Raw genomic sequence first — 24235 nt, 5'->3', positions numbered from 1 at the left:
AATCGGAGGAGATAATTATGAAAATTCTTGTTGTTGGTGGGACAAGATTCTTTGGAATTCCCATGGTTAACGCGCTGATCAGAAATGGTCATGAGGTCACAATCGCCACAAGGGGCAATGCGAAGCCTGCATTCGAGAGCTCTGTGGAATACGTAGTTATGGACAGAACGGATGAATCAAGTGTAAAAAGAGCTTTAGCTGATCGACATTTTGACATTGTGATTGATAAGATCGCCTACAGCTCCAATGACGTCAAGGCACTTCTTCCAAATGTGTCCTTCGACAGGTATATTCAGATGTCTACTTGCTCAGTTTATGAGGACGAGCATGCGGATATCACAGAGGATGAGTTCAAGGGCTGGGAGTACGAGCTAAACTGGACAGACAGAACCCCTGATTATCAGGAAATCAAGAGGCAGGCAGAGAGGGCGGTTTACGAATACCTTGATCCTTCAAAGTTCGCCCTTGTCAGATACCCTATTGTAATGGGCGAGAATGATTACACTGGGCGACTGGATTTTTACATTGAACATATTTTGAATGAAAAGCCCATGAACATTGATGATTACGAGCACAGCATGGCCTTCATTTATGAGAAGGATGCCGGGGAATTCATAGCTTTTTTAGCAGACCATTTCGTTCCGGGGCCAGTTAATGGGTGCTCTAAGGATGCGGTTAAGATCGGGGACATGGTGGAATACATAGAAGAGAAATCTGGTAAAAGAGCTATCATCAGTCCTGACGGTGATGCTGCGCCTTATAACGGCGCCAGAGACGTCTACAGTTTTAACACGGATAAAGCTGAGGCTACAGGCTATAAGTTCCGTGAGCTTAAGGACTGGCTGTATCCGCTTCTTGAGGTTCGGATCAAGGCCCTGAAGGGATGATAACAAAAACTAGTAAAGGAAAAGATAGATGATCAGAAAAGCAACAAAAGAAGATCTATCCAGGATTGCCGAAATTCTGGTGTTTGTAAAAAGAGTTAAGTACCGTCCAATCTTTCATAATGATGATTATTCATTTGGAGAGTTACAGGTAATCAAGGTGGCGGAAAAGTATAGCAATCCTGCAATCCTGGATAATATCTGGGTTTACGAGGATGGCACTGTAAAGGGCATGATTCATATTGAGGGAAAAGAGATTGCTGAACTCTATGTGGATTACTTCTTCTGGGGAGAGGGAGTAGGCTCAGCCCTTGTGGAATTTGCCAAAGAGAAATTTGACGTGAACTTCCTGTGGGCTCTTGAGAAGAATCCAGATGCAATCAGATTCTATGAAAGACATGGTTTTGCGCTTAACGGAAAGAAGCAGCTGGAAGAAGGAACACCAGAGTACCTGGTGATGATGGAGAGATAATACGTTTGAAAAAGACACTTACAGCATATTTGATGCCAACAATAATACAAATAGTTGTTATTGCAATCATAGTCTTTGTATTGAGAGGCATCGGATTTGAATTGGGCTATGGAACTGCATTAGGAATTATACTAATTGTGGCAGGTGGCATTTCTTCTGCACTTTGGGGAGCTGTTTATCAATGCAAGTTCAAAGGAAATTCTCCAAGACGCATATTAACTGATTTCTTTTGCCTCCGACAGTCAGCAAAAGCGTATTCTCTTGTTGTTATCTTTTTGTTGATAGATTTTGCCAGCGTTATTGTAAGTGGTGGATTTCATATAGAAAGCCTGTGGACCCCAATAGTTCTTTTTCTGAAAGCTATCTTGGTTGGAGGAGTAGAGGAGATTGGTTGGAGATATACATTTCAGCCTGAGCTTGAAAAGAAGATTTCTTATGTGGCAGCTGCATTATGCACATTCATAACGTGGGGAATATGGCACGTGCTCTTTTTCTATATTGATGGGACGTTGCTGGGGTTAAATGCGACACAGCTTTTATTTTTTATGATGGGACTACTAACTAACAGCTTCATATTGTCGTGCATGTACAGAATATCAGGCAGCTTATGGATATGTGTAATGACCCATGCACTTATCAATGCGGGGTCGCAGATGACAAATACTGATAATGTAGCTATCAGCGTGGCTGCGAAGTTAGTATGCATCATGATTTCAATTATTTTAGTTTATAGAGGAGTTAGAAGTGAGAATAGATAAGTTAATATCAGACAGAGTAGCAATTAGAAGTTATGAGGTGGAGGACAAAGAGTTTTGTACCGACATGTGGTTCGATGAGGAAAACGGCAAGTATTTAAGTGATCCTACCAAGGAATATTTAGATGATGTGTATCAGGAAGCGGTAGATACTTTACAGGATGTAGACTATGGATATTACTTCGTAATCGAGGATGCCAAGGATGGTAAGAGGCTTGGTACCTGCTGTGCATTTCCAGATGATAATGGAACCAATATAGATATCGGATACTGCATTAACAAGAAGTACTGGCGAAATGGATTGGCCACAGATGCCGTAAGTATGCTTATTGACTGGGCAAGGCAGCAGTCTATGAAGACCATAACAGCTGAGGTGGCAAAAGAAAATGCGGCTTCCTGTGGACTTCTTAAAAAGCTTGGCTTTAATGTAAAGAAAGAGACTACTTTCAAGAAATATAACATGGGTATTGAATATGACAGCTATATTTTTGAATATAATCTCGAAGAACCTGCTATAGAGGAGATTCCTGTTGAGAACATTGGTGAGTTCTGGGATGCGCATATAAAGTACCTTGTGGAAGACGAGATCATCACTGACGAAGAGGATATAGAGTACTTTAAGGGTTTAGAGTACCGTGGAACCATAGAAATTCATATGAAAAGAGGAATAGACAGACATCATCTGATCTACTTTAAGGAAGCCGGAAAGCGCATTGGAGCAGCATCTTATACTACATACAAAAGCGAAGATGGTAAGTGCTACATTCTGGATTTTTGGGTGTTCCCGGAGTACCGTGGAAATGGTACAGGACACAGATGCTTTGAAGCCCTTAAGAAATATACAAAGGCAAATGGCGCCAAGTACTATGAGATCAATAGTGAAAAAGAGGATTCAGTCCGCTTCTGGAAATCATTTGGATTTGTGGAAAACGGCAAGGATGAGTGGGATATGCCGTTGTTTATATTAAATTGAATAGGAGAATAAGAAATGAAAAAATCTATTGTAGCAGCCTTGATAATGGCGCTTGCCTTAAGTGCAGTAGCTTGTGGTAAGAAGGAAGACAATGCAGATATAATTGGCGGCGCAGATGAGCCTACATCCATCTACCTTCCAGCAACTGGCAGTGAAGATGGAGAAGATGCTAGCGAGTCTGCAGAATCTTATGATGAGAATTCTGCTTCTGAAGAGGCCAATACCTCCGCTAGTACTGATACTTCAGAAAACACAGCTGAGGACAAACTTATAACTGACGATGAAGCTCTTTTAGCAATCCAGAAATATTGCTATGAGAATAATTCTGAACTTGAGAACATAGTAAATTCTGGTGAATACACAGTTTATTGGGAGATTGAATCTAGCGATGCATCACAGATCGTAGTAATGTACAGATCTTATACTGCAGCAATTATTCGCTACTACATAGATCCAGTTTCAGGAGAAACCTATGTTACTGAGTTTGTGCCAGGTATTACTGAAGAGGAAGAGCGTACAGACGAAAGCCTTAACGTAAGAGATTATATGGACTGATGGATGCTAAGGAGAATTTATGAAAAAGAACTATGAAGTAATCCTGTTTGACCTGGATGGAACCCTTACAGATTCAGGTCCGGGAATCGTTAACGGATTTGAATATGCCATAACCAAGATGGGCGGCACTGTGGAGGATAGAAGTTCACTTCGCAGATTTGTTGGACCTCCTCTTGAGGAATCCTTTGGTAAGATATTGGGATATTCTAAAGAGGATACCCAAAAAGCTATCACTATTTACAGAGAGTACTACTTCGGTAAAGGCGGCGTCTTTGAAAATGAAGTATACCCGGGTGTTGAGGATATGTTAAAAGAGCTTAAGCAGACCGGGAAGAAACTTGCGGTAGCCACATCCAAAGTCTTAAAAGGTACCATATTAGTTCTGGAGCACTTTGGATTGAATCAATATTTTAACTTCATATCTGCCACAAATGATGTGACTGTTGTAACCAAAGAAGACGTAATACGCCAGGTTTTGGAACACTATGGGATTGAAGATACCAACAAAGTTCTTATGGTGGGCGACAGAAAATATGATATCGAAGCAGCCAACGAAATTGGCATCGATTCAGTAGGAGTTCTTTGGGGCTATGGCGGAAGAGAAGAGCTTGAAACATCAGGAGCAACATACATTGTAGAGTCCCCAGAAGAAGTGTTATCACTGGTGAAAGAAAACTAGGGGGAAGAAATGGAATACTTACACACCGTTCAATACTATGAAACCGACAAAATGGGCATAACTCATCACTCCAACTACATCAGATGGATGGAAGAAGCAAGAGTGGATTTTCTTTCTCAGATTGGATGGGATTATGCAAGACTTGAAGACATGGGCATTATTTCACCGGTCCTTAACGTGACCTGTGACTACAAGAAAACCACAACCTTCTCTGACAAGATCTCAATCGCCGTTTCAATAAAAGAATTCAAAGGAGTTAAGCTCTTTTTATCCTATGAAATGAAAAATGAAGCTGGAGACATAGTCTGCCTGGGATCATCATCCCACGCCTTCCTAAACACAGAAGGTAAGCCGATTAGAATGAAGCAAGAGTTCCCTGAACTGTTCGAAACCCTTAGCAAACTGGCTGAATAATAAAAAGTCCAGATTCCAATCATGTTGGAACCTGGACTTATTTTTTATGATATAGGAAATTTCTCCGAAATTCCTATATCATAAAAAACGCTCCGCTATGGATGCGCACTCGCGCGATAGGTAAATGTTGCATAAATGCAACCGCGCTCGGCGCGAGCATGTTGCAAGCAACATGCTTTCTTGCTGAAGTTTCCCTCAGATCTTCTTCTCAGCTTCAAGTGAGGCACGAAGCTCACCTGAGTTGTAACGCTCGATGATATTTCCGATACGCTCTACAGGATTGAGAAGATCGCTGATAGATGCATCGTGGTTAAGTGTATCGATAAGGTATGCGATGTACTTACTCATATCGCAGCTGATGTACCACTCTCTTGAGAGAAGCTCAGGAGTCTGGTAAACCAGGTTAGTTGTAAGTACTCTGTCGATGATACCTTCTTCATAAGCTTTATCAAATTCCTCAAGACCATTAGTGAAAAGACCAAAGGTTGAGAAAGCATAGATTCTTGAAGCCTTGCGCTCCTTAAGAGCTCTGGCAACATCAAGAAGGCTTTCGCCTGAGGAAATCATATCGTCAACGATGATAACTGACTTGCCCTCAACACTTGTTCCAAGGAACTCATGAGAGATAATAGGGTTACGTCCGTTAACAACCTGTGTATAATCACGGCGCTTGTAGAACATACCTACATCAAGACCAAGCACGCTGGCAAGGTAGATAGCTCTGCTCATACCACCTTCATCTGGAGAGATTACCATCATGTGATCGGAATCAATCTTAAGGTCCCAAACATTTCTAAGGAGAGCCTTGATGAACTGATATGTTGTACGAACGGTTTCAAAACCGTTAAGAGGAATAGCATTCTGAACTCTAGGGTCGTGTGCATCGAAAGTGATGATATTATCTACGCCCATGTGTACAAGTTCCTGAAGTGCGATAGCACAGTCAAGGGACTCTCTAGAGCTTCTCTTGTGCTGTCTAGACTCATAAAGGAAAGGCATGATAACTGTGATACGTCTAGCCTTACCACCAACAGCTGCAATGATACGCTTAAGATCCTGATAGTGATCATCAGGAGACATGTGATTTTCCTGACCAAACAGAGAATAGGTCTGTGAATAGTTACATACATCAACTAAAAGATAAAGGTCATCTCCACGAACAGAAGTCTTGATAACACCCTTTGCTTCACCAGTTCCGAATCTTGGAACCTCAGCATCGAGAATGTATGAAGGACGCTCATAACCAGTAAATGCAAGGCTGCCCTTGTGCTCATTTTCTCTTTCTGCTCTCCATTTAACGAGATAGTAGTCGACCTTTTCAGCCAGAGGTTTAACACCCTTTAAAGGGATGATACCCAGAGAACCTACAGGAATTGTTTCCAGATTACGTTTCTCTTCTCTTTTTGGCATTACTAAATTTCCTCACTTTCTTACTTCGCAATGCGCTTTAAATTGCGAATATCCTGACCTGACAATTTTAAAAATCTGTAATTACTTGTTATTCTTGAAAAGATACGGTCTGAATAGAAGTTCTGTATTTCTTCAAGAGTAAGGTTAGTGGTAATAATTGTAGATTTTTTCCGAATGTCTCTTTCGTTGACAAGGGAAAAGAGCTCAGTAGTAACAAAGTTATTAGTGCGCTCTGTTCCGAGATCGTCGATGATCAGAAGTTCGCAGCCATAAATGTCGTCATAGATGTTGCGAAGTTCCTGTTTATTACGATAGTCAAAAGAGTTTTCGGCAAGCAGCTCAAACAGTCCTGAAGAGCTGAAATATATTACCGAGTTGCCTTTTTTAAGTAATTCGTTTGCAACACAAATCGAAAGGAACGATTTGCCAGTACCCACTGTACCATAAATGAATAGATTTTGGTAGTCTGAGTTAAAATTCTTTATAAAATCTTCAGCACTGGAAACTGCGTGATGAAATCTGTCTAAATCTTCCCCAGAGTAATATTTATCAGTTAATAATTTGAAGTTAGCACTCTTTGTAAGTGTCCTTAAATTGGATTTGTCATAGAGAGTATCGATGATCTTCTGCTTGAAACAGTGACATTTCTCATTGCCAATGTATCCTGTATCCTTGCAGGCCTGACAGGTGTAACCCATGTCCAGATAATCAGAAGAAAATCCCGCTTCTGTAAGAAGTAGGAGCTTTTGTTTGGCAAGTTCTGCCAACTCCTTTTTGAGAACAGTGCGGTCAAGACGTTCACCGCTTAATAGTCTTTTTGCGAAACGGACGCTGGCACTGGCTGCCTCGTCCTCAAGGTCCTTGTAACCTGGTATGTTATCGTATACATAGCGCTGCCTTTCTTCCAGTTCCTGTCTGTGAAGAGAGCGACGCTCCTCGTATTCATGCATTATTGCATCATACTGAGTATTGGAAAGTGCCATGGTAGTCTCCTTTTTGATAACGCATAAGTATAGCCCTGTACGTGTTTCGGGGAAGGCAAATGCCGCCGCCAAACCAAAAGCACAGGGCTGAGCTTATGAACCTTTCACATATGATTCCCCAATCGAAATGTGAAATTCAGTTGTCCAGAAGCTGTTTTTCCAGTTCAGCGAAGTTGTAAGTGTTCTGCGGGAACTGGTTAAAACGGTTCTGGTTGCCGCTGGGGCGAATATATGATTCGTCGGAGCGGATCTTACTATTGATGGATGATACGGAAGCTTTGGATCTCTTTTTGTTGAGGTCCGCCTTGTACGAAGCATCTAGTCTGGCAATATCCTCCCTTGTTTTGACATTTTCACCATGCCAGCTTCGAAGAATACTGTCGCAATATTTCAGACGATTCTTCTGTGTCGCCATAACAGTGCGGTCGCAGGCTTCCATAATAATATCCATCGAAAATCCCAACTCCCCACGCCACATACTGATAAAGGAACCTTCCTTCTCAGTGGGGTTATTTTCCATACCGAGTGCCTTCATGATAGTCATGATATCCCCATCATGTCTGTACTTTTCTGCGGTAGCCTGTTTTGGCGTTTTGATGCCTTGCTGATTCCAGTTAATGGCAACTTTTTCCATGTACCTGAAATCAGTTTTATGATTATCGACACAATACTGCATCAGATAGTCCAAAAGATCATCGGAAAACTGTAGCTCATCATGAATATAATAAATTGTTGTTATCTCGGAAGGACTAAGAGTTCTTCCAAAGTATTGTTCTGCTATGTATAACAGTCCTTGTCCCTCTGACTGTTTAAAGCTTCTAAGCTGAGAAGCAGAGTAGTTAGGCTTGGCTGGAACATCCACAATCACTGGCTGTGGTGTTGGCATAGCCTTAATTACTGAGCTTTCCTTTTTGCTGTTTTTATCTTTAGGGGAAACAATGTCCTCCATGTGGATACCTGTAAGGTGGCCGGCTCCGTCGTACTCAAGACCGATCAGCTCCCTTTTCTCCCAATACTTAAGAGAACGGATTACGTCCTTCTCAGTGTGGTTGAATTTATCTGCTAAAGCTGACACGCTGGTTGGAAGATTAGCGCTCATCATGCGAAGCAGATACAGGTAAATCTTTATCTGCGCATCATTTGCATCCTGCATATATTCGTCGATAAAAACATTGGAAACATTCGTAGAATCCTCCCCAAAACTATTACTTATAGTAACTCGCCCCATCATAAACTTTTTCACCTCATGTATATTACGAAGTCCCAGATCGGATTTCCCCTCCCTCGAACAATTCAGATTATAGCATGTGAATTTTAAAAAAAATATGGGAAAAATGACGAAGAAATCCAGCACCAGTGCGAAGTTCCCTCGTTTTCAGAAAATTGTGGACAATGTGGATAACGTGGATTATTTAATTGGGCTGAAATAAAAAACAGCCATCTGCTCTAGCCTTAGGACATTAATTTCAAGGTTTAAAACAGATGGCGGTTATCCACCGAAAATGATTTACATAAATTGCTTTTAAAAAGTGGAAATGTGGAAAAGTATTTTTTCCTGATTGCTCATCCCCAATTTTAGACACATCACAAGGTCACATGGTTATCAACAAATCTCCTTTAGTGCAATATGGCAAAAGAAATTTTTCCACTTCAAAAAAGTTTTCAAATTATTCTACAATACAATCTTCAAAGTATTATTTCATGGAATCTCTGAACCACGCATCAGCTGGGCCTGCAGTGAGAATGATCACAAGATAGCCTTCGCTGTGGTGTTCTTTGAGCTTCTGTGCAAGCTCATCATTAAGCTCTGCCACGGATGCTCTGTCTTTTGCATTAATATCCTCAATAAATTCCTGAGGTGTAATTATAGGAAGAGATTCATCCTCTCTTGTAAGGAAGGTAGGAAGCCAGTAGATTTTGTCCGCGGAGTCAAAAGCATCCTTATAAAGATCTCTTACTTCGTGCTGACGAGTATTCTGGTGTGGCTGGTAAACTACCACTACTCCTTTTTTACCGATCTTAGCAGATTCCTCTTTAGCAATCTCCAGAGTTACCTTAACCTCTTCAGGATGATGTGCATAGTCTGAATAGAAGCCTTCATAGACTTTCTCAAATCTTCTTCTTGCTCCAGGGAAAGCATTTAAAACCTCAATGATCCTCTCATCCGGAATCTCTTTTCCCACAGAAATAAGCATATTCTTTAATGCATAAAATGCAGTAGTAGCATCTTCCCTTCTGGCGCCGCCGGAAAGGTTTATTCGCTCATCAATCTTCTCAATGGTATGTGGCTCTTTTCCTGTAGAAGAAGTAACTGAAAGGCCATGAGCAGCAGCTTCCTTAGTAGCAAATACCACGTTGTCTGACTGACCTTCAAACTGTCTGAAAGCCTCCTCGTAATCCTCTCTGGATTTGTAAATGTCAGGATGATCAAAGGAAACGTATGTTATTAGGGATACCCATGGATGGAACTGCAGGAAATTCCTGTCATATTCATCTGCTTCATATATGAAGAATCTGTCGCCCTCTTTGTAAGAGCCTGAAGGAGCAAAAGGAAGGATGGTTCCAACAAGATAAGCTGAAGGTAAAAACATCTCTCCATTTTCATCCTTTAAATTTCTGATGGCCCAGACAAGCATGGATGTGGTGGTGGTCTTACCGTGAGTTCCGGCTACAGCCACCATTTTAAGATCAAGGTCCTTAACAAGCTTAGCAATAAGCTCATCACGCTTGGAAACTCTAAGGCCTCTTTTCCTGGCCATTACAAGCTCGGGATGATCCTGAGTAAGAGCTGAAGTGTAGATGAACCAGTCGATACCTACGCTGTCAATCTTCTCAGCTAAGTAAACTCCGTCCTGTGGTCCAACGTGGTACTCGATGCCAGCCTTCTCCAGCTCTGGAGCGATGGCGCCGTAGTTTCTGTCAGAACCGTATACATTTATTCCTGCTTTCCTTGCCATTAATGCAAGAGGACCCATACCGGTTCCTGAAATTCCTGAAATATATATGTTCAAAATCGTTGCCTTCTTTCATTAATACTGTATTTTGTAAGATTAACGAATATATTCTAGCACCTATTTTATTAAAGTCAAAAAATCAATTCACAATTCCTTCACAATTAACTCATTAAATGTTTTTTTAATAACTTCTTTATGATATACTTTTATATAGAAAAAATCGGTTTTCTGTTATGTGCATTCTGCATAATTGGTGCATCAGAAAATAGTTGCTGTAGGGGAGTTTACACAAGTGCAGCAGCAATACTAGCAACGAGGTGGAACATGATAAAGAAGGAAATGATCGCCATGCTCTTGGCAGGGGGCCAGGGCAGCAGATTGGGCGTGCTGACATCTAAGATGGCTAAGCCCGCCGTGTCTTTTGGGGGTAAGTATCGTATCATCGACTTTCCTCTAAGTAATTGTATCAATTCTGGAGTGGACACTGTTGGAGTTCTAACTCAGTATCGTCCTCTTCGACTTAATTCTCATATCGGCATTGGTATTCCGTGGGATCTTGACCGTAACTTTGGTGGCGTAACTGTACTTCCACCATACGAGAAGAGTTCTAATAGTGAATGGTATACTGGTACAGCTAATGCTATCTATCAGAACCTTGAATACATGGAGAACTATAATCCTGATTATGTGCTTATCCTTTCTGGAGACCACATTTACAAGATGGATTATGAGACAATGCTTGATTTTCACAAAGCAAGTAACGCAGATGCTACTATCGCTGTTATGCCTGTTCCAATGGAGGAGGCCAGCAGATTTGGTATCATGATCACAGACGATGACAAGAAGATCATCGACTTTGAAGAAAAGCCAGAGCATCCACGTAGCAATCTTGCTTCTATGGGTATCTATATCTTTTCCTGGAAAGCGCTTAAGGACGCACTTATTAAGAATAAGGATCAGGCAGGACTTGATTTTGGTAAGCATATTATTCCTTATTGTAAGGAACAGGGACAATCTCTTTATGCTTATGAATTCGATGGATACTGGAAGGATGTAGGAACACTTACTTCATATTGGGAAGCAAACATGGAGCTTATCGATATTGTTCCAGAGTTTAACCTCTATGAAGAGTACTGGAAGATCTACACATCAAGCGATGTTCAGCCACCTCAGTACCTTGGTTCAGACAGTGCTATCGAGCGCAGTATCGTAGGTGAGGGCTGTGAGATCTACGGAAAGGTATACAATTCCGTAATTGGTCCAGGCGTTAAGATCGGTAAAGACACAGTAGTTAGCCACTCCATCATCATGAATCAGACGGAGATCGGCGAAGGCTGTAATATAGAAAAAGCTATCATTGCTGAGAAAGTTAAGATAGGTAGTAATGTCAAACTCGGCGCCTTCGAAGAGAAGGAAAACGAGACTAAGCCAAATATTTATTGTGAAGGTCTCTGCACTATCGGTGAGAAATCAGTTATTCCAGACAACGTAACAGTTGGTAAGAACACAATGATTTCCGGCAACACCACTTCTGAGGATTATCCTGACGGAGTTCTCGACAGTGGAAGAACATTAGATAAGGCAGGTGATTGACATGAGGGCGATTGGCATTATTTTAGCAGGCGGTAGCAGTAGCAGAATGCAGGAGCTCTCCAAGAAAAGAGCGGTTTGTGCTATGCCGGTGGCAGGTTTTTACAGAAGTATCGACTTTGCCCTTAGTAATATGACAAACTCACACATTCAGACAGTTGCCGTGTTCACACAGTATAACGCAGGAAGTCTTAATACACACCTTAGCTCCTCCAAGTGGTGGGACTTTGGACGTAAGCAGGGTGGTTTGTATGTATTTACTCCAGCAGTTAAGGCATCAGGTAATCTCTGGTACAGAGGAACAGCGGATGCCATTGCACAGAATCTTGATTTCTTAAGAAGCTGTCACGAACCATACGTAATCATCACATCTGGTGACTGTGTTTACAAGATGGATTACGCTAAGCTTCTTGAGTACCATATCCAGAAACAGTCTGATATCACAGTTGTTTGTAAGGATATGCCGGCAGATATCGATACTGAGAGATTTGGAACTATCCGCATGAATGAGGAGAGCCGAATCGAAGAGTTCGAAGAAAAGCCAGTTGTATCAAGATCTAATACCATTTCCTGTGGTATATATGTAATAAGAAGAAGACAGCTCATTGAGCTCATTGAAAGAGCTGAAGCTGAAGAGAGATACGATTTCGTTAGAGACATCCTTGTAAGATATAAGGACATGAAGCGTATCTACGGATATAAGATCAAAGAGTACTGGAACAACATTGCTTCTGTTGAAGACTATTACAGAACCAACATGGACTTCCTTAAACCAGAGGTAAGACAGTATTTCTTTAGAGAGTATCCTGGAATCTACACCAAGGTTGTAGATCTTCCGCCGGCTAAGTATAACGTAGGGGTGAGCGTTAAGAACAGCCTTATATCAAGCGGATGTATCATAAATGGCGCAATCGAGGATTCCATCATATTTAAGGGGGCCTTTGTAGGCAATAACTGTTATATCAAGAATTCAATTATTTTAAATGACGTATACATTGGTGATAATTCACACATTGAGAATTGTATTGTAGAGAGCCATGGTACGATCCAGGCCAACTCCTATTACAAGGAAGACAATGGAGTTAAGATCGTCGTTGAAAATAATGAAAGATATGTAATTTAACAACTTAATAACGAACGTAGGTAACATTGACAACTTCAGTTTAACCAAAGAGGGGGTTACATAATGAAGATTACAGATGTTAGAATCAGAAAAGTTACAAAACAGGGCAAGATGCGCGCAGTAGTTTCAATTACTTTTGACAATGAATTCGTAATTCACGATATCAAAGTAATAGAAGGTGAGAGGGGGCTCTTTATCGCCATGCCTAGTAAGAAGGCTACTGATGGAGAGTATAGAGATATAGCTCATCCAATTAACTCTGACACACGTAAGATGCTCCAGGACGTTATCCTTGAAGCCTATGATAAGGCAGCAGTTGAGGAATTTCCTGAGAAAGAGTAACCAGTTATTGTTGTATGATGAATTTGTAGGGGGCTTAGTTTACTAAGCTCCCTTATTTTCGATGTTTATTATTTGTTGCATAAGTGGCTGGAATATAATATCTTAGTTTTAGTTTTTTTGTTGGGGATACGGGGAATATGTTTGATTTTATTAAAAAGATATTTGCAAAAGAAATAGAGGATACAAGCAATATGTACGTAATAGCAGGTCTGGGTAATCCGGAAAAGAAATACTTTGGAACAAGACATAACGTGGGCTTTGCAACAATTGATGCCCTTTCAGATAAATACAATATTGACCTTACAGAGACCAAGTTCAAGGCAGCCTATGGCAAGGGAAGAATAGGCGACCACAAGGTTATCCTTGTTAAGCCTCTTACCTACATGAACCTTAGTGGCGATGCACTTAGACCAATCTGCGATTATTTCAAGATCGACAGCAAGGAGAACCTTATCGTTATTTCAGATGATGTAGATCTTGATGTGGGACTTATAAGAGTAAGACCTAAGGGAAGTGCCGGCGGACACAACGGGTTAAAAGATATCATAGCTAAGCTTGGACACATGGAATTTAACAGAGTAAGAGTCGGCGTTGGCAAGAAGCCTAAGGAATACGACATGGTGGACTGGGTTCTTGGCCACTTCCAGGGAGAGGATAAGACCGGTATTGAGGAAGCCATCGATAAGGCCTCCAAGGCAGTAGTAGAAATAATGGACAACGGCGTTGAAAGCGCCATGAATTTATATAACGGTAAAAAATAATGAGAGCAATCAGCTTACCTTTAACTGAATTACCTCAATATGAGGAAATAAATAAATACCTGGACAAGCCCTTTGCCTGTGCAGAGGTGACTGGCTGCGTAGACTCCCAAAAGCTTCATTTCATTGATGGCCTTGGGAGTGAATTTAAGTACAGAATTATTGTTACCTACAGTGATCTCAGGGCAAAAGAGATCTATGAGGATTACAAGTTTTACGACAAGAATGTCACTGTATATCCTGCAAAGGACTTTATCTTTTACCAGGCAGATGTGCACAGTAACGAGATCGTAAGGCAGAGGATCCGCACCATGAGAAGGCTCCTGGAGGGAAGACCTGTCACAGTTGTGACCACCTTCTCAGCTCTTATGGCGCCACAGATCAGTGCAGATGTTATCAAGGACCATATCCTTTCTATTGATAAGCACAGACCTATCGATGAGATTGAGATCAGTAAGCGCCTTGTGACCATGGGCTACACCAAGAACTATCAGGTTGAGGGTCCTGGCGAATTCTCAGTAAGGGGAGACATTGTGGACGTCTTTGATCTGACTGAGGATAACCCATATCGAATTGAGCTTTGGGGCGACGAGGTTCAGTCCATCCGAAGCTTTGACATTATGTCTCAGCGATCAATTGATAAGCTGGAGTCTGTGGATATCTATCCTGCAACAGAGATTATCCTGGAAAAGAGCCGTCTAGAAGAGGGCATGGAAAAGATCCAGAAGGAATGCGATGAGACTGTAAAGACTCTGAGAGCCCAGTTTAAGACCAAGGAGGCTCACCAGCTTAAGACTCAGATAGAGGAGCTAAGGGAACAGCTCTTTGAGCTGGGTGCCTACGTGAATCTTGAAAGTTATATCAGATATTTTTACGACGATACAGTTACTCTGCAGGAGATATTCCCCAAGGGAAAGAGCTGTATCTTTATTGACGAGCCCCAGAGAGTAATAGAACATGCGGTGGCAGTGGAGACTGAGTTTAGAGAGAGCATGACCCACAGAGCCGAGAAGGGATATGTTCTTCCAACTCAGATGGATCTTCTTTATTCTACAGAGAACTGTATTGCAAGAATGGGAAACGGAAGAAGAGTTCTGATCGCAGCTCTGCCTATGCCTGCGTCACAGAATCTCTTTTCACCGGAAAAGAGCTGGGATATTAAGGCAAGAAGTATCGCGCCTTACAACAACAGCTTTGAATCTCTGGTAAAAGATCTTAAGGTCTATGCCAGAAACGGATATAGAGTACTGATTCTGTCTGGTTCCAGAACAAGAGCTAAGAGAATAGTTGAGGATCTTAGGGACAATCTTGTTACTGCGTTCTACAGTGAGGACCCGGGAAGAGTTCTTAAGCCTGGGGAGATAATGACCTACTACGGCAGAATCTTAAAGGGCTTTGAGTATCCTGATATTAAGTTTGCAGTTATTGCAGAGAGTGATATCTTTACCGAGCACAAAAAGAAGCGCAAGAAGAAAAAGGATAGCTTTACCGGTGAGAAGATATCAAGCTTTTCAGATCTTAAGATTGGAGACTACGTGGTTCATGAGGATCACGGTCTTGGAATTTACAGAGGAATTGAGAAGATTGAAACCGACCATGTGGTAAGGGATTATATCAAGATTGAGTACGGAGATGGCGGTAATCTCTACGTTCTTGCCACAGGTCTTCATGTTATTCAGAAGTACGCATCTGGCGGAGATGAGGAAACCACACATAAGCCTAAGCTTAATAAGCTGGGAAGTCTTGAGTGGAGCCACACTAAGAACAAGGTTAAGGCCGCGGTTGAAGAAGTGGCACAGGACCTTGTGGAACTCTATGCCAAGAGGCAGCAGGCAGCAGGCTATCAGTTCTCTAAGGATAATGTATGGCAGCAGGAGTTTGAGGATGCCTTCCCTTATCAGGAGACAGAGGATCAGCTCACAGCCATTGAGGATACCAAGAGAGATATGGAATCCTCCATTATCATGGACAGACTTGTCTGCGGAGACGTTGGATTTGGTAAAACAGAGATCGCTATCAGGGCGGCCTTTAAGGCAATTCAGGATGGTAAGCAGGTGGCAGTGCTTGTGCCTACTACTATCTTGGCTCAGCAGCATTACAATACCTTCTCAGAAAGAATGAGAGATTTCCCTGTAAGGGTAGACCTTATGTCCAGATTCAGAACTGCAGCAGAACAGAAGCGCACTGTTCAGGATCTTAAGAAGGGGCTTGTGGATATTGTTATCGGAACCCACAGATTATTGTCTAAGGATGTACAGTATAAGGACCTTGGACTTCTTATTGTGGATGAGGAACAGCGTTTTGGAGTAACTCACAAGGAAAAGCTTAAGACCCTTAAGGAGAACATCGACGTATTGACCCTTTCTGCAACACCTATTCCAAGAACTCTTCACATGTCACTGGTGGGCATAAGGGAGATGAGCGTTCTTGAAGAAGCACCTAACGACAGAATGCCGATCCAGACCTACGTTATGGAGTACAACGACGAGCTGGTCCGCGAGGCTATCGTCCGTGAGCTTTCGAGAAATGGTCAGGTTTACTACGTTTATAACAGAGTTAATACCATTGCTGATGTGGCGGCTCAGATACAGAAGCTGGTGCCAGAAGCTAACGTGGCCTTTGCCCATGGACAGATGAAGGAGTCAGAGCTTGAGAGGATCATGTATGACTTCATCGATGGAACAATTGATGTTCTGGTATCCACCACTATCATTGAAACTGGTCTGGATATTCCTAACGTTAACACCATGATCATCCACGACTCAGATAAGATGGGGCTTTCTCAGCTCTATCAGTTAAGGGGACGAGTTGGACGATCCAACAGGACAGCCTACGCCTTCCTTATGTACAAGAAGGATAAGCTGTTAAAAGAGGTAGCGGAGAAGCGCCTTTCGGCAATTAGAGAATTTACTGATCTTGGATCTGGCTTTAAGATCGCCATGCGAGATCTGGAGATCAGAGGAGCAGGAAGTCTTCTTGGAAGAAAGCAGTCAGGACACATGCAGGCTGTTGGTTACGACCTGTACTGTAAGATGCTTGGAGAAGCAGTCAGACACAAGAAGGGCGAAGAGACTGATGAAGATTACACACTTGAAGATATCAACACAAGTATTGATCTTGATGTCAGCGCCTTTATTCCTAACGAGTACATTCTTAACGAAGAGCAGAAGCTTGAGATATATAAGAGAATTGCCAGCATAGAAAGCCAGAGCGAAAGCGATGATATGAGGGATGAGCTTATCGACAGATTTGGCGAGGTGCCAGAAACTGCCGCTAACCTCCTTCGCATTTCAGTGCTTAGATCAAGGGCTCATTCTCTTTATATCCATGAAATCAAAGGCGGAGATGGGGAGCTGGAGATCAAGATCAATCCTAATGCCAAGATTGATTCCGGCAAGATACCGGGATTTATCGCATCCTACAAGGGCAACATGGCCTTCCACCCGGCGGGAGTTCCTTGTTTTGTCTACAAATATGAAAAGGACAAGAATCCAGAAAAAGCGGAGCGAAAACTCCTTGAGGATGCTGAGAGAATTATAGAAGAATTTGCAAAATTGAGGCAGTAATTTTCTTTAAAAAGGTTGTGGCATATGCTACAATCTTTTTAATTTCATTAAATAAATCTTACTAGAAGGTGAAGACATGACTAAAAAACAGATTCAGGCAAAAATTGCTGCAGTGAAGGCAGAGATTGAAAAGTACGAGGGTATTAAGGAACAGCTTGAGACTCAGAAGACAAATCTCTCCACTCAGAAAACTTCCCTTCATGATAACGTCTATGATCCAATTTCGGAGCCATATCCACTTTCAGGAGAATCAGGAGAAGACTGGGCAGGTCTTAATTATAATACTGCAGAAGACAAAAGGGGCGTATTATCAACCGGTCTTGGCACTTATGATGGGGAAATAGATACACTGTCTTCAGAAATTGATGAAGCCATCCAAGATGTTCAGGACAAAATTGACGAGCTTAATGAAGAACTTGAGCAGCTCACCAAAGACCTCGAGACTGCTCCGGATGAGGAGGAAACATCTGACTCTTCATCATCAGGAGGTGGATCTTCAGGTGCTACTGCGGGGAATAACACAACAAATTCCATGTCAGGAGCCTGATATATCTATATTTATGGCTTAGCCTGGTAAGGGCTATATCTACGTACTAGTTATCCATGCAGGGGAGGAAACATCGTGGTTTTTTACAGTAAAAAATATACATATGAAAATGTTGCAGAAGCAGATGGCGGAGGGGGAATCCCAAATGCAGAATCCAGGAGAGAGAAAGCAGCTTCGAATTCATCGTCTTCAACAGCCAGTGGCGACATCAAGATGGATGTTGATTACTACAACCAGGTAGTAGACAACATAGAGACCTGTAAGGCAGATATCATATCCACAAGCTCAGGTTATGTAGAGGCCGATGCGCTTTGCTTAAAGAATGATGTAATACCTGATTATCAGCAAGCTGATCACGATGTGGAAGATATGCTAAGGCTCTTTCAGGAGGAGACAGATGCAGTCATCAAGACCATGAGAAAAGTAAGAGATGATTACATTGCGGTAGATGACGCTAAGACCGAGGATGGAGCTGATATTTACTAATATTTACACCATAACTTAGACTAGAAAAAGGAAGCTTTAATAATGGGGAATACACACGAAGGGGCTGAGTGGCATCAGCCCAAGACTAGAGAATATTTCAATGACTGCTTTGATAATATCTACAATCCGTTTCAGGAATCTTCACAGAGTTTAATTGATGCACTCCTTGCCTTTGTTAATGATGATAATCATACAGGAACTGAGGCAGAGAGTTCCAAGACTTTCGTAGACGAAAGACAGATACAGCTGGTGTACGATACCATCAGCTGCATTTCGCTGCTCCAAAGTATGATGCAGGGTGGCGGATGTGACAATGTTGTGAGTCTTCTTGATGATTTCACTGAGTCACTTTCAGAGGATGATACAGCCATCTTAAAGACAGACCATCTTGATAAGATTATTGGAGACTTTGCTCAGTACAATACTGACTTTAGATCAGTTGCTACAGAGGTAAAGACTATTCATGATGAAGTTGAGAGCATCGCTTCTTCCTGTGATGTTATCAAGAAAAAGGTATATACAGACCCTGACCCTGAGACTTTAAAGACAAACTTCGACGACTTTACTAACGAAGATAAGACTGCGGGCTTTGTACCTGAGTTTCAGGATAAATTCAACACTTTCCTTGATGATCACGATGAAGATATAACAGGAAGTGACTTTGAGAATATTCTTGAAACAATTGTTTCTAACCTTACAGAGATTAAGAATGGCATTGGAAATGGTGACTTTGATATCACAAGATATGATGAGACCAAGGACAATATCAAGTGGACCAATGTAAAAGATGTCCTTTCTGAAGCAGGACTTACATGGTATGAGGACCTTTTGGCATCAGCTGCCATCTTTTTCCTGGGATTTCTCCCTACATGTCTTAGGGCAATCGCAGACCCTGTTATTGCTAATAACGGTAACTATATCAATGAGAGGGAGGATATCACTCTTTCAGGAAAGAGTAAGCTTTCATTTAAACGTTATTATAATGCGCTCTCAGAAAGAAAGGGCAGTCTTGGAACAGGCTGGACCTCTACTTTTGATGAGCGTCTTTTTATATTTGAAGACAGGATCAAAGCTCTTTACCCAGATGGAAGAGAAGGAATCTATGTTAAGTGCCCTAATCAGAAATCAAAGGACAATGTTCTTAAGAGAGAGGATGACCTAAACCATTCACTTTCCTATGACGGAATGGATGAATCTGAAAAGAGCGAAGATCCTTATTATGAAGAAGTCTTTATAGAGATTCACGGGGAGTCTGGAGTTCTTAAAAAGAGTAAGAAGGGCTACGACATTGTAACAGATGATGGTGTATTCAGGCATTTTGATGAGAATGGCTTTTTATCTTCTGTTGGAGATAATAACGGTGTCAGGTACGAAGTTGTAAATGACGTTATTTCTGTGGATGAAAAAGAACTTCTTGTTCCAAGGTATGCCATCGCAAAGAATGGAGAGAAGTTAAATTTTTACTACAACAAAGAAGGTCTGCTTCATAAGGTATCTGATCATACTGGAAGAACGGTTACATATGAGTATGAAGATGGTCACCTGACAGAGGTAACTTATCCTGATGGCACGTCACGGGGTTATAACTACACAGATGATGGAGTTATTGGAAGTGTGATCACTCCTAATGGCGCACAGGCTCTTATCAATGAATACGATGAAAAGAAAAGAGTTACCCGCCAGCAGTTCCAGGATGGCGGAGAGATCCTTTATTCATACAATGAAGAAGAGCACTATACAGAAGTAGTAGAGCAGAATGGCTGCAAAGTCCGTTACTACATAGATGAACTGGGAAGACATATCCGCACTTACTATGTAGATGAAGGTATTGAGGAAAAGTACACCTACAACGAAAGAAATTTAAAGACCTCTGTAACCGACAAAAATGGTGTAACAACAAAGTTTACTTATGATAATGCCGGCCGTATTACTGGTATCATCTGCGCTGGCGGAGTAAGAGAAAGTTTCACCTATGACAGTGAGGGAAGGCTCACATCAAGGAAAGACGCTGAGGGAAATAAGTATAAGTATGCCTACGGACTTGATGGGAACCTGTACTGCGTAACAGATCCGCTTGGAAACAGAACAAGATTCGACTATGACGATGGAAAGCTTATTGCTATCAGAAATGCTGATAATAAGAAGACCATCCTTACGCATGATGCCCAGGGAAATGTTAAGACCGTTACTGATATTTCCGGTGTTACAACAGAGTATGAGTACGACGACCTTGGAAGGTGCATCGCTACTATTGATGCCTTTGGAAACAGGACGGAGTATGCCTATAGTGCCAGCGATAACATCGAAAGCGTAATTGATCCATTAGGAAATCTTACCAGGTACATCTATGACAAGGCAGGAAACCTTACAGACCTGGTAAACCCTGATGGAAGTATCAGGAGCTGGAAGTATAACGAAATAGGTAAGCCTTCAGAGTTTGTGGATGAGGAGGGCAGGAAGACTAAGGTCTTTTATAACACTTCATGGGATGAGGAAAAGATAATCCTTCCTAACAGCGGTGTTATCTCTTACACCTACGATAAGCTTGGAAGAAAGACAAGCTTTACAGATCCTGTCGGAAGAAAGACAAGCTATACCTATGATAACAACGGAAATATCCTAAAGACAGATATATCTGATGGCGAAAAGGATTCTGAAAGCGGCAGCCATGTAACAAGGCATTACACCTATGATGCTCATGGACAGGTCCTTTCTGAGACAGACGGAAATGGCAATATCACACGTTTCGAATATGATAGAAATGGAAATCTTGTAAAGAGAATAGCTCCAAATGGTGGAGAACTCATTCAGGAGTTTGATGCTCTGTCACGTATAAGCAGGACTGTTGATGAGGCAGGAAATGTAACAACTTATGAGTATGACAATAATGGAAACCTGGTAGCTGTTACTGATCCAGCCGGTGCTATCACAAGGAATAATTATAAAGATGGACACTTAAAGAGTGTTACTAAAGAATCCAGCGATGGCCAGATCATAACCATCAGAGCATACCAGCATGACAGCCTTGGAAGAGTATGCAAAGAGAAAAGAGATAGCGGCGAAGTCTACACCTACGAAAGAGATGCCAAGGGCCAGATCATAAAGGCTACTTCTGAGACTGGAAGAGTTATCGAGTATGTCTTTGATTCTTGTGGACGAATAAAATCTGAATCTGACTGCGGTGATGAGACTTACTATGAGTATACCAAGACTGGAAAGCTAAAGGCTGTTATTACCCCTGATGGTGGCAGGACAGAGTATGCCTATAATGAACTTGATCTTCTTGAATCCGTAAGACGCCTTGGAACAGAGAGTGATGATAGTGAGAGGCTTACCCTCTATAAGTATGACCTTTCAGGCCAGCTTATAAATGTAGTTGATGCTCTGGGTAACAGCGACGAATATAGCTATGATCTTCTTGGAAATATAAGTTCTCGCATTGACAGGGATGGAAATAAAACTGTTTATACAAGAGACGGAAATGGCAATATAACAGGTATCGATTATGCCAACGGCGAAACTGTCCGCATGAAATATGATGCCCTGAATGTCCTTAAGGAGGTTCAGGATAGTCTTGGTCTTACTAAGATAAACAGTGATATTCTTGGTAGGATCATAGGGGTTACTACTCCAAATGGTGACACCGTAGGATATGAGTATGATGCAATGTCACAAAGAGCTACCGTCATCTACCCTGATGGAGCAAAGGCTTTTTATCATAGGGACGAGCTTGGCAATTTAAGGAGTCTTTCAAATATCTCTGCTGATGGTAAGGAAGAAACCACCAGTTACGAGTTTGATGGAGACAGCCGTCTTATTAAAAAGAGCTTTCCTAATGGAACAAGCACTTCCTATGACTACTATGAAAATGGTCTCTTAAGGAGCCTTGTCAGCACTGACGTTGAAGGCATCCTTGACAGATATGATTATGGCTACAACGAAAAAGGGTACAGGACTCGCATAGACAGGGCAAGGCGCGGTCTTGAGAATGTCAGTGGAACATATGATTATAGCTATGACGTACTTGGAAGGCTTAAGAGCGTTGCGAGAAATGGTCAAAAGATAAATGAGTATGAGTATGACAGCTTTGGTAACAGAGTAAGTGAAGAAAGCTTTGTTCCTGGAAGTAGCACATCTGACAGGATCAGCTACAGCTATGACGTTCTGGACAGACTTGTATCCAGAAAGGATAAGAATTCTACTACATCGTATGATTACGACAACAGGGGAAATCTTGTTCTTGAAAAAGAGCTGCATAACGATTTTGATAATCATGGCTCTGGATACAGAAGAGAATATCAGTATGATGCCAGAAACTATTTAAAGAGCATTACTGATATATCTGATGGAAGCCCAGTTACAACAACTTACAGCTATAACTTTGCAGGCCAGAGAGTTTCAAAGAATTTGGCTCTTGAGAAGATAGAGTATCTTACTGATATAACAAGAGATCACTACAACATCTTAAGACAGACAATAAATGGAAGCACAAGCTCTTTTGTCTATGATGGAAATTTAGTATCCATGAATAATGGATCTGATAATTACTACTATCAGCTGGATGAGCTTGGTAGCACCGTTGCCATGACTGGTACAGATGGAGCTGCGTTTAATAAAGCTGCCTTTGATCCATTTGGTAAGAGGCTTGAATACACCAAGAATGGAAATGTCATATCTCCATTTGCATTCACTGGCTATGTAGATGATGGTAATGGCCTATACTATGCTCAGGCAAGGCAGTACAACCCAGGCGTAGGAAGGTTTACATCTGAGGACAGAGTGAAGGGAATAATTGAGTTCCCAGGTTCTCTAAATAGCTACCAGTACTGTTTTAACGACCCTGTAAGATATGTGGACCTTAACGGTGCATGGCCTAGTCTAAGCGATATCGGTAAAGCTGTATCAGGAGCTGTTTCTAGTGTCAAGGAAGCAGCAACAAATGCTGTAAATACAGTAAGTGATGCTGCCCTTAAGTTTGGTGAGGAACATCCTGTATTAACTAAGATAGCTATAGGTGTTGCTGCAACAGCTGCAACTGTAGCAGTATCAGCAGCAGTAGTTGCTGCTGCACCGGTAGTTCTAGGAGCTATGGGAGTAGGAGCTGTTGGCGGTGCTATCATTACAGCAACAGCAGCAGGAGCAGTATCCGCTGCCGCTGGAAATGTAGTGACCCAGGGGCTTACCATGCTCACAGATAAGAATAAGCGAGAGGCGGGCTTTGACTGGAAGTCACTTGCTGTTGATACAGCTATAGGTGGTGTTACAGGATTTATCTCAAGTGGAGCTGGAGCACTTAAAGCAGGTGCTAATATTGCTAAGAATGCAACCGGGACCACAGCAATAAGGGATACTCTAAAAACAATTACTAAGGCTAGTGCAACAAAAGCAGTAGCAATGACTACAAGTAGAGTAAATAAAGATTCGGAAAAATAAGAAAAGGGAAAGCATCATCTTCATGATAAGATTAGATTTGCGAGAAAATAATCTAAGAGAAGGTGGTGCTTTCCATGTACAACAGTATACTACAGTTTATTCAGAAAGATATTAGAGAGATTGAATTAATTGTAAAAGAGCTCCTTGATGGGGAAAGAGATACAGCAGATCTGTCACAGGAGGTGCACAAACGGGTACTGAACCTTGGATGTAGTCTCGTAAGTGAGATATATGAACAGATAGATGAGGAGATATTTGGGAGCCTTGTAAGAAAAAACAGGTACTACGTTGAACATAAGGATATGCCCCGC

At 41.8% G+C, this 24235-nt stretch carries 20 protein-coding genes; 16 read left to right on the top strand and 4 right to left on the bottom strand.

Going from position 1 to position 24235, the window contains the following annotated elements; all coding sequences use genetic code 11:
• The first annotated feature begins 17 nt into the window (after positions 1-17).
• The 7 genes from T541_RS0113785 to T541_RS0113750 are packed head-to-tail and all read left to right on the top strand — an operon-like array spanning position 18 to position 4732.
• Complete coding sequence (locus T541_RS0113785; protein WP_026653267.1) at positions 18-887, top strand: NAD-dependent epimerase/dehydratase family protein; 870 nt, start codon at positions 18-20, stop codon at positions 885-887.
• 28 nt (positions 888-915) lie between these two features.
• Positions 916-1356, top strand: coding sequence for a GNAT family N-acetyltransferase (locus T541_RS0113780; RefSeq protein ID WP_026653266.1), 441 nt, complete (start codon positions 916-918; stop codon positions 1354-1356).
• Between the two features lie 5 nt (positions 1357-1361).
• Positions 1362-2114 carry a CPBP family intramembrane glutamic endopeptidase gene (locus tag T541_RS0113775; protein WP_242840790.1) on the top strand — a complete coding sequence of 251 codons (753 nt, stop codon included), beginning with the start codon at positions 1362-1364 and terminating at the stop codon, positions 2112-2114.
• Positions 2101-3084: a GNAT family N-acetyltransferase gene (locus T541_RS21675; RefSeq protein ID WP_197025176.1), complete on the top strand. Its 984-nt coding sequence runs from the start codon at positions 2101-2103 to the stop codon at positions 3082-3084. Before T541_RS0113775 ends, T541_RS21675 begins: the two co-directional genes overlap by 14 nt.
• Positions 3085-3099: 15 nt before the next feature.
• Positions 3100-3639, top strand: a complete 540-nt coding sequence (locus T541_RS0113760) for a hypothetical protein (protein WP_026653263.1) — start codon at positions 3100-3102, stop codon at positions 3637-3639.
• Positions 3640-3658: 19 nt separating this feature from the next.
• Positions 3659-4318, top strand: coding sequence for an HAD-IA family hydrolase (locus T541_RS0113755; RefSeq protein WP_026653262.1), 660 nt, complete (start codon positions 3659-3661; stop codon positions 4316-4318).
• A 9-nt stretch (positions 4319-4327) separates the two neighbouring features.
• A complete protein-coding gene (locus tag T541_RS0113750; protein WP_026653261.1) occupies positions 4328-4732 on the top strand; it encodes an acyl-CoA thioesterase in 405 nt (134 codons plus the stop codon).
• Between the two features lie 195 nt (positions 4733-4927).
• Here the strand turns inward: T541_RS0113750 and T541_RS0113745 are convergent, their stop codons facing one another.
• The 4 genes from T541_RS0113745 to T541_RS0113730 all read right to left on the bottom strand — a co-directional run bounded on the left by T541_RS0113745 (position 4928) and on the right by T541_RS0113730 (position 10136).
• The gene (locus T541_RS0113745) at positions 4928-6142 is read right to left on the bottom strand and encodes a ribose-phosphate pyrophosphokinase (protein WP_026653260.1); all 1215 of its coding nucleotides are present in this window, start codon (positions 6140-6142) and stop codon (positions 4928-4930) included.
• Positions 6143-6162: 20 nt separating this feature from the next.
• Complete coding sequence (locus tag T541_RS0113740) at positions 6163-7125, bottom strand: ATP-binding protein (protein ID WP_026653259.1); 963 nt, start codon at positions 7123-7125, stop codon at positions 6163-6165.
• Positions 7126-7261: 136 nt separating this feature from the next.
• Positions 7262-8356 (bottom strand): DnaD domain protein, encoded by a 1095-nt coding sequence (locus T541_RS0113735; RefSeq protein WP_051538263.1) that lies wholly within the window; start codon positions 8354-8356, stop codon positions 7262-7264.
• Between the two features lie 463 nt (positions 8357-8819).
• Complete coding sequence (locus T541_RS0113730; protein WP_026653257.1) at positions 8820-10136, bottom strand: Mur ligase domain-containing protein; 1317 nt, start codon at positions 10134-10136, stop codon at positions 8820-8822.
• Between the two features lie 267 nt (positions 10137-10403).
• Between T541_RS0113730 and T541_RS0113725 the strand changes: the two genes are divergently transcribed.
• The 9 genes from T541_RS0113725 to T541_RS19700 form a co-directional block, all read left to right on the top strand.
• Positions 10404-11672 carry a glucose-1-phosphate adenylyltransferase gene (locus T541_RS0113725; protein ID WP_026653256.1) on the top strand — a complete coding sequence of 423 codons (1269 nt, stop codon included), beginning with the start codon at positions 10404-10406 and terminating at the stop codon, positions 11670-11672.
• A gap of 1 nt (position 11673) precedes the next feature.
• Positions 11674-12792 carry a glucose-1-phosphate adenylyltransferase subunit GlgD gene (glgD, locus tag T541_RS0113720; RefSeq protein WP_026653255.1) on the top strand — a complete coding sequence of 373 codons (1119 nt, stop codon included), beginning with the start codon at positions 11674-11676 and terminating at the stop codon, positions 12790-12792.
• Positions 12793-12855: 63 nt separating this feature from the next.
• Complete coding sequence (gene spoVG / locus T541_RS0113715) at positions 12856-13134, top strand: septation regulator SpoVG (RefSeq protein ID WP_026653254.1); 279 nt, start codon at positions 12856-12858, stop codon at positions 13132-13134.
• Positions 13135-13271: 137 nt separating this feature from the next.
• Entirely contained in the window at positions 13272-13895 is a 624-nt protein-coding gene (pth, locus tag T541_RS0113710; protein WP_242840789.1) for an aminoacyl-tRNA hydrolase, read from the top strand.
• Positions 13895-17458 (top strand): transcription-repair coupling factor, encoded by a 3564-nt coding sequence (mfd, locus tag T541_RS0113705; RefSeq protein WP_026653252.1) that lies wholly within the window; start codon positions 13895-13897, stop codon positions 17456-17458. The genes pth and mfd overlap by 1 nt, the downstream gene beginning before the upstream one ends.
• Positions 17459-17534: 76 nt before the next feature.
• Positions 17535-18005 (top strand): YwqH-like family protein, encoded by a 471-nt coding sequence (locus T541_RS19705; RefSeq protein WP_034467245.1) that lies wholly within the window; start codon positions 17535-17537, stop codon positions 18003-18005.
• A gap of 75 nt (positions 18006-18080) precedes the next feature.
• Positions 18081-18491, top strand: a complete 411-nt coding sequence (locus tag T541_RS0113695) for a hypothetical protein (protein ID WP_026653251.1) — start codon at positions 18081-18083, stop codon at positions 18489-18491.
• Between the two features lie 42 nt (positions 18492-18533).
• Entirely contained in the window at positions 18534-23924 is a 5391-nt protein-coding gene (locus T541_RS0113690) for a DUF6531 domain-containing protein (RefSeq protein WP_026653250.1), read from the top strand.
• 74 nt (positions 23925-23998) lie between these two features.
• Positions 23999-24235: hypothetical protein (locus T541_RS19700; RefSeq protein ID WP_026653658.1), on the top strand; the 237-nt coding region annotated here is incomplete at its 3' end.

This window comes from Butyrivibrio proteoclasticus P6B7 (assembly GCF_000622085.1).
GTDB lineage: Bacteria > Bacillota > Clostridia > Lachnospirales > Lachnospiraceae > Butyrivibrio > Butyrivibrio proteoclasticus_A.
The sequence above is the reverse complement of the archived record's forward strand: the minus strand, read 5'-3'. Positions and strand labels throughout refer to the sequence as shown.

Bases quoted from the DNA above. Each gene is read 5' to 3' on its own strand.
- T541_RS0113785 (WP_026653267.1), top strand. From the start codon at position 18: ATGAAAATTCTTGTTGTTGGTGGGACAAGATTCTTTGGAATTCCCATG.
- T541_RS0113780 (WP_026653266.1), top strand. From the start codon at position 916: ATGATCAGAAAAGCAACAAAAGAAGATCTATCCAGGATTGCCGAAATT.
- T541_RS0113760 (WP_026653263.1), top strand. From the start codon at position 3,100: ATGAAAAAATCTATTGTAGCAGCCTTGATAATGGCGCTTGCCTTAAGT.
- T541_RS0113755 (WP_026653262.1), top strand. From the start codon at position 3,659: ATGAAAAAGAACTATGAAGTAATCCTGTTTGACCTGGATGGAACCCTT.
- T541_RS0113750 (WP_026653261.1), top strand. From the start codon at position 4,328: ATGGAATACTTACACACCGTTCAATACTATGAAACCGACAAAATGGGC.
- T541_RS0113745 (WP_026653260.1), bottom strand. From the start codon at position 6,142: ATGCCAAAAAGAGAAGAGAAACGTAATCTGGAAACAATTCCTGTAGGT.
- T541_RS0113740 (WP_026653259.1), bottom strand. From the start codon at position 7,125: ATGGCACTTTCCAATACTCAGTATGATGCAATAATGCATGAATACGAG.
- T541_RS0113735 (WP_051538263.1), bottom strand. From the start codon at position 8,356: ATGATGGGGCGAGTTACTATAAGTAATAGTTTTGGGGAGGATTCTACG.
- T541_RS0113725 (WP_026653256.1), top strand. From the start codon at position 10,404: ATGATAAAGAAGGAAATGATCGCCATGCTCTTGGCAGGGGGCCAGGGC.
- glgD (WP_026653255.1), top strand. From the start codon at position 11,674: ATGAGGGCGATTGGCATTATTTTAGCAGGCGGTAGCAGTAGCAGAATG.
- spoVG (WP_026653254.1), top strand. From the start codon at position 12,856: ATGAAGATTACAGATGTTAGAATCAGAAAAGTTACAAAACAGGGCAAG.
- pth (WP_242840789.1), top strand. From the start codon at position 13,272: ATGTTTGATTTTATTAAAAAGATATTTGCAAAAGAAATAGAGGATACA.
- mfd (WP_026653252.1), top strand. From the start codon at position 13,895: ATGAGAGCAATCAGCTTACCTTTAACTGAATTACCTCAATATGAGGAA.
- T541_RS19705 (WP_034467245.1), top strand. From the start codon at position 17,535: ATGACTAAAAAACAGATTCAGGCAAAAATTGCTGCAGTGAAGGCAGAG.
- T541_RS0113690 (WP_026653250.1), top strand. From the start codon at position 18,534: ATGGGGAATACACACGAAGGGGCTGAGTGGCATCAGCCCAAGACTAGA.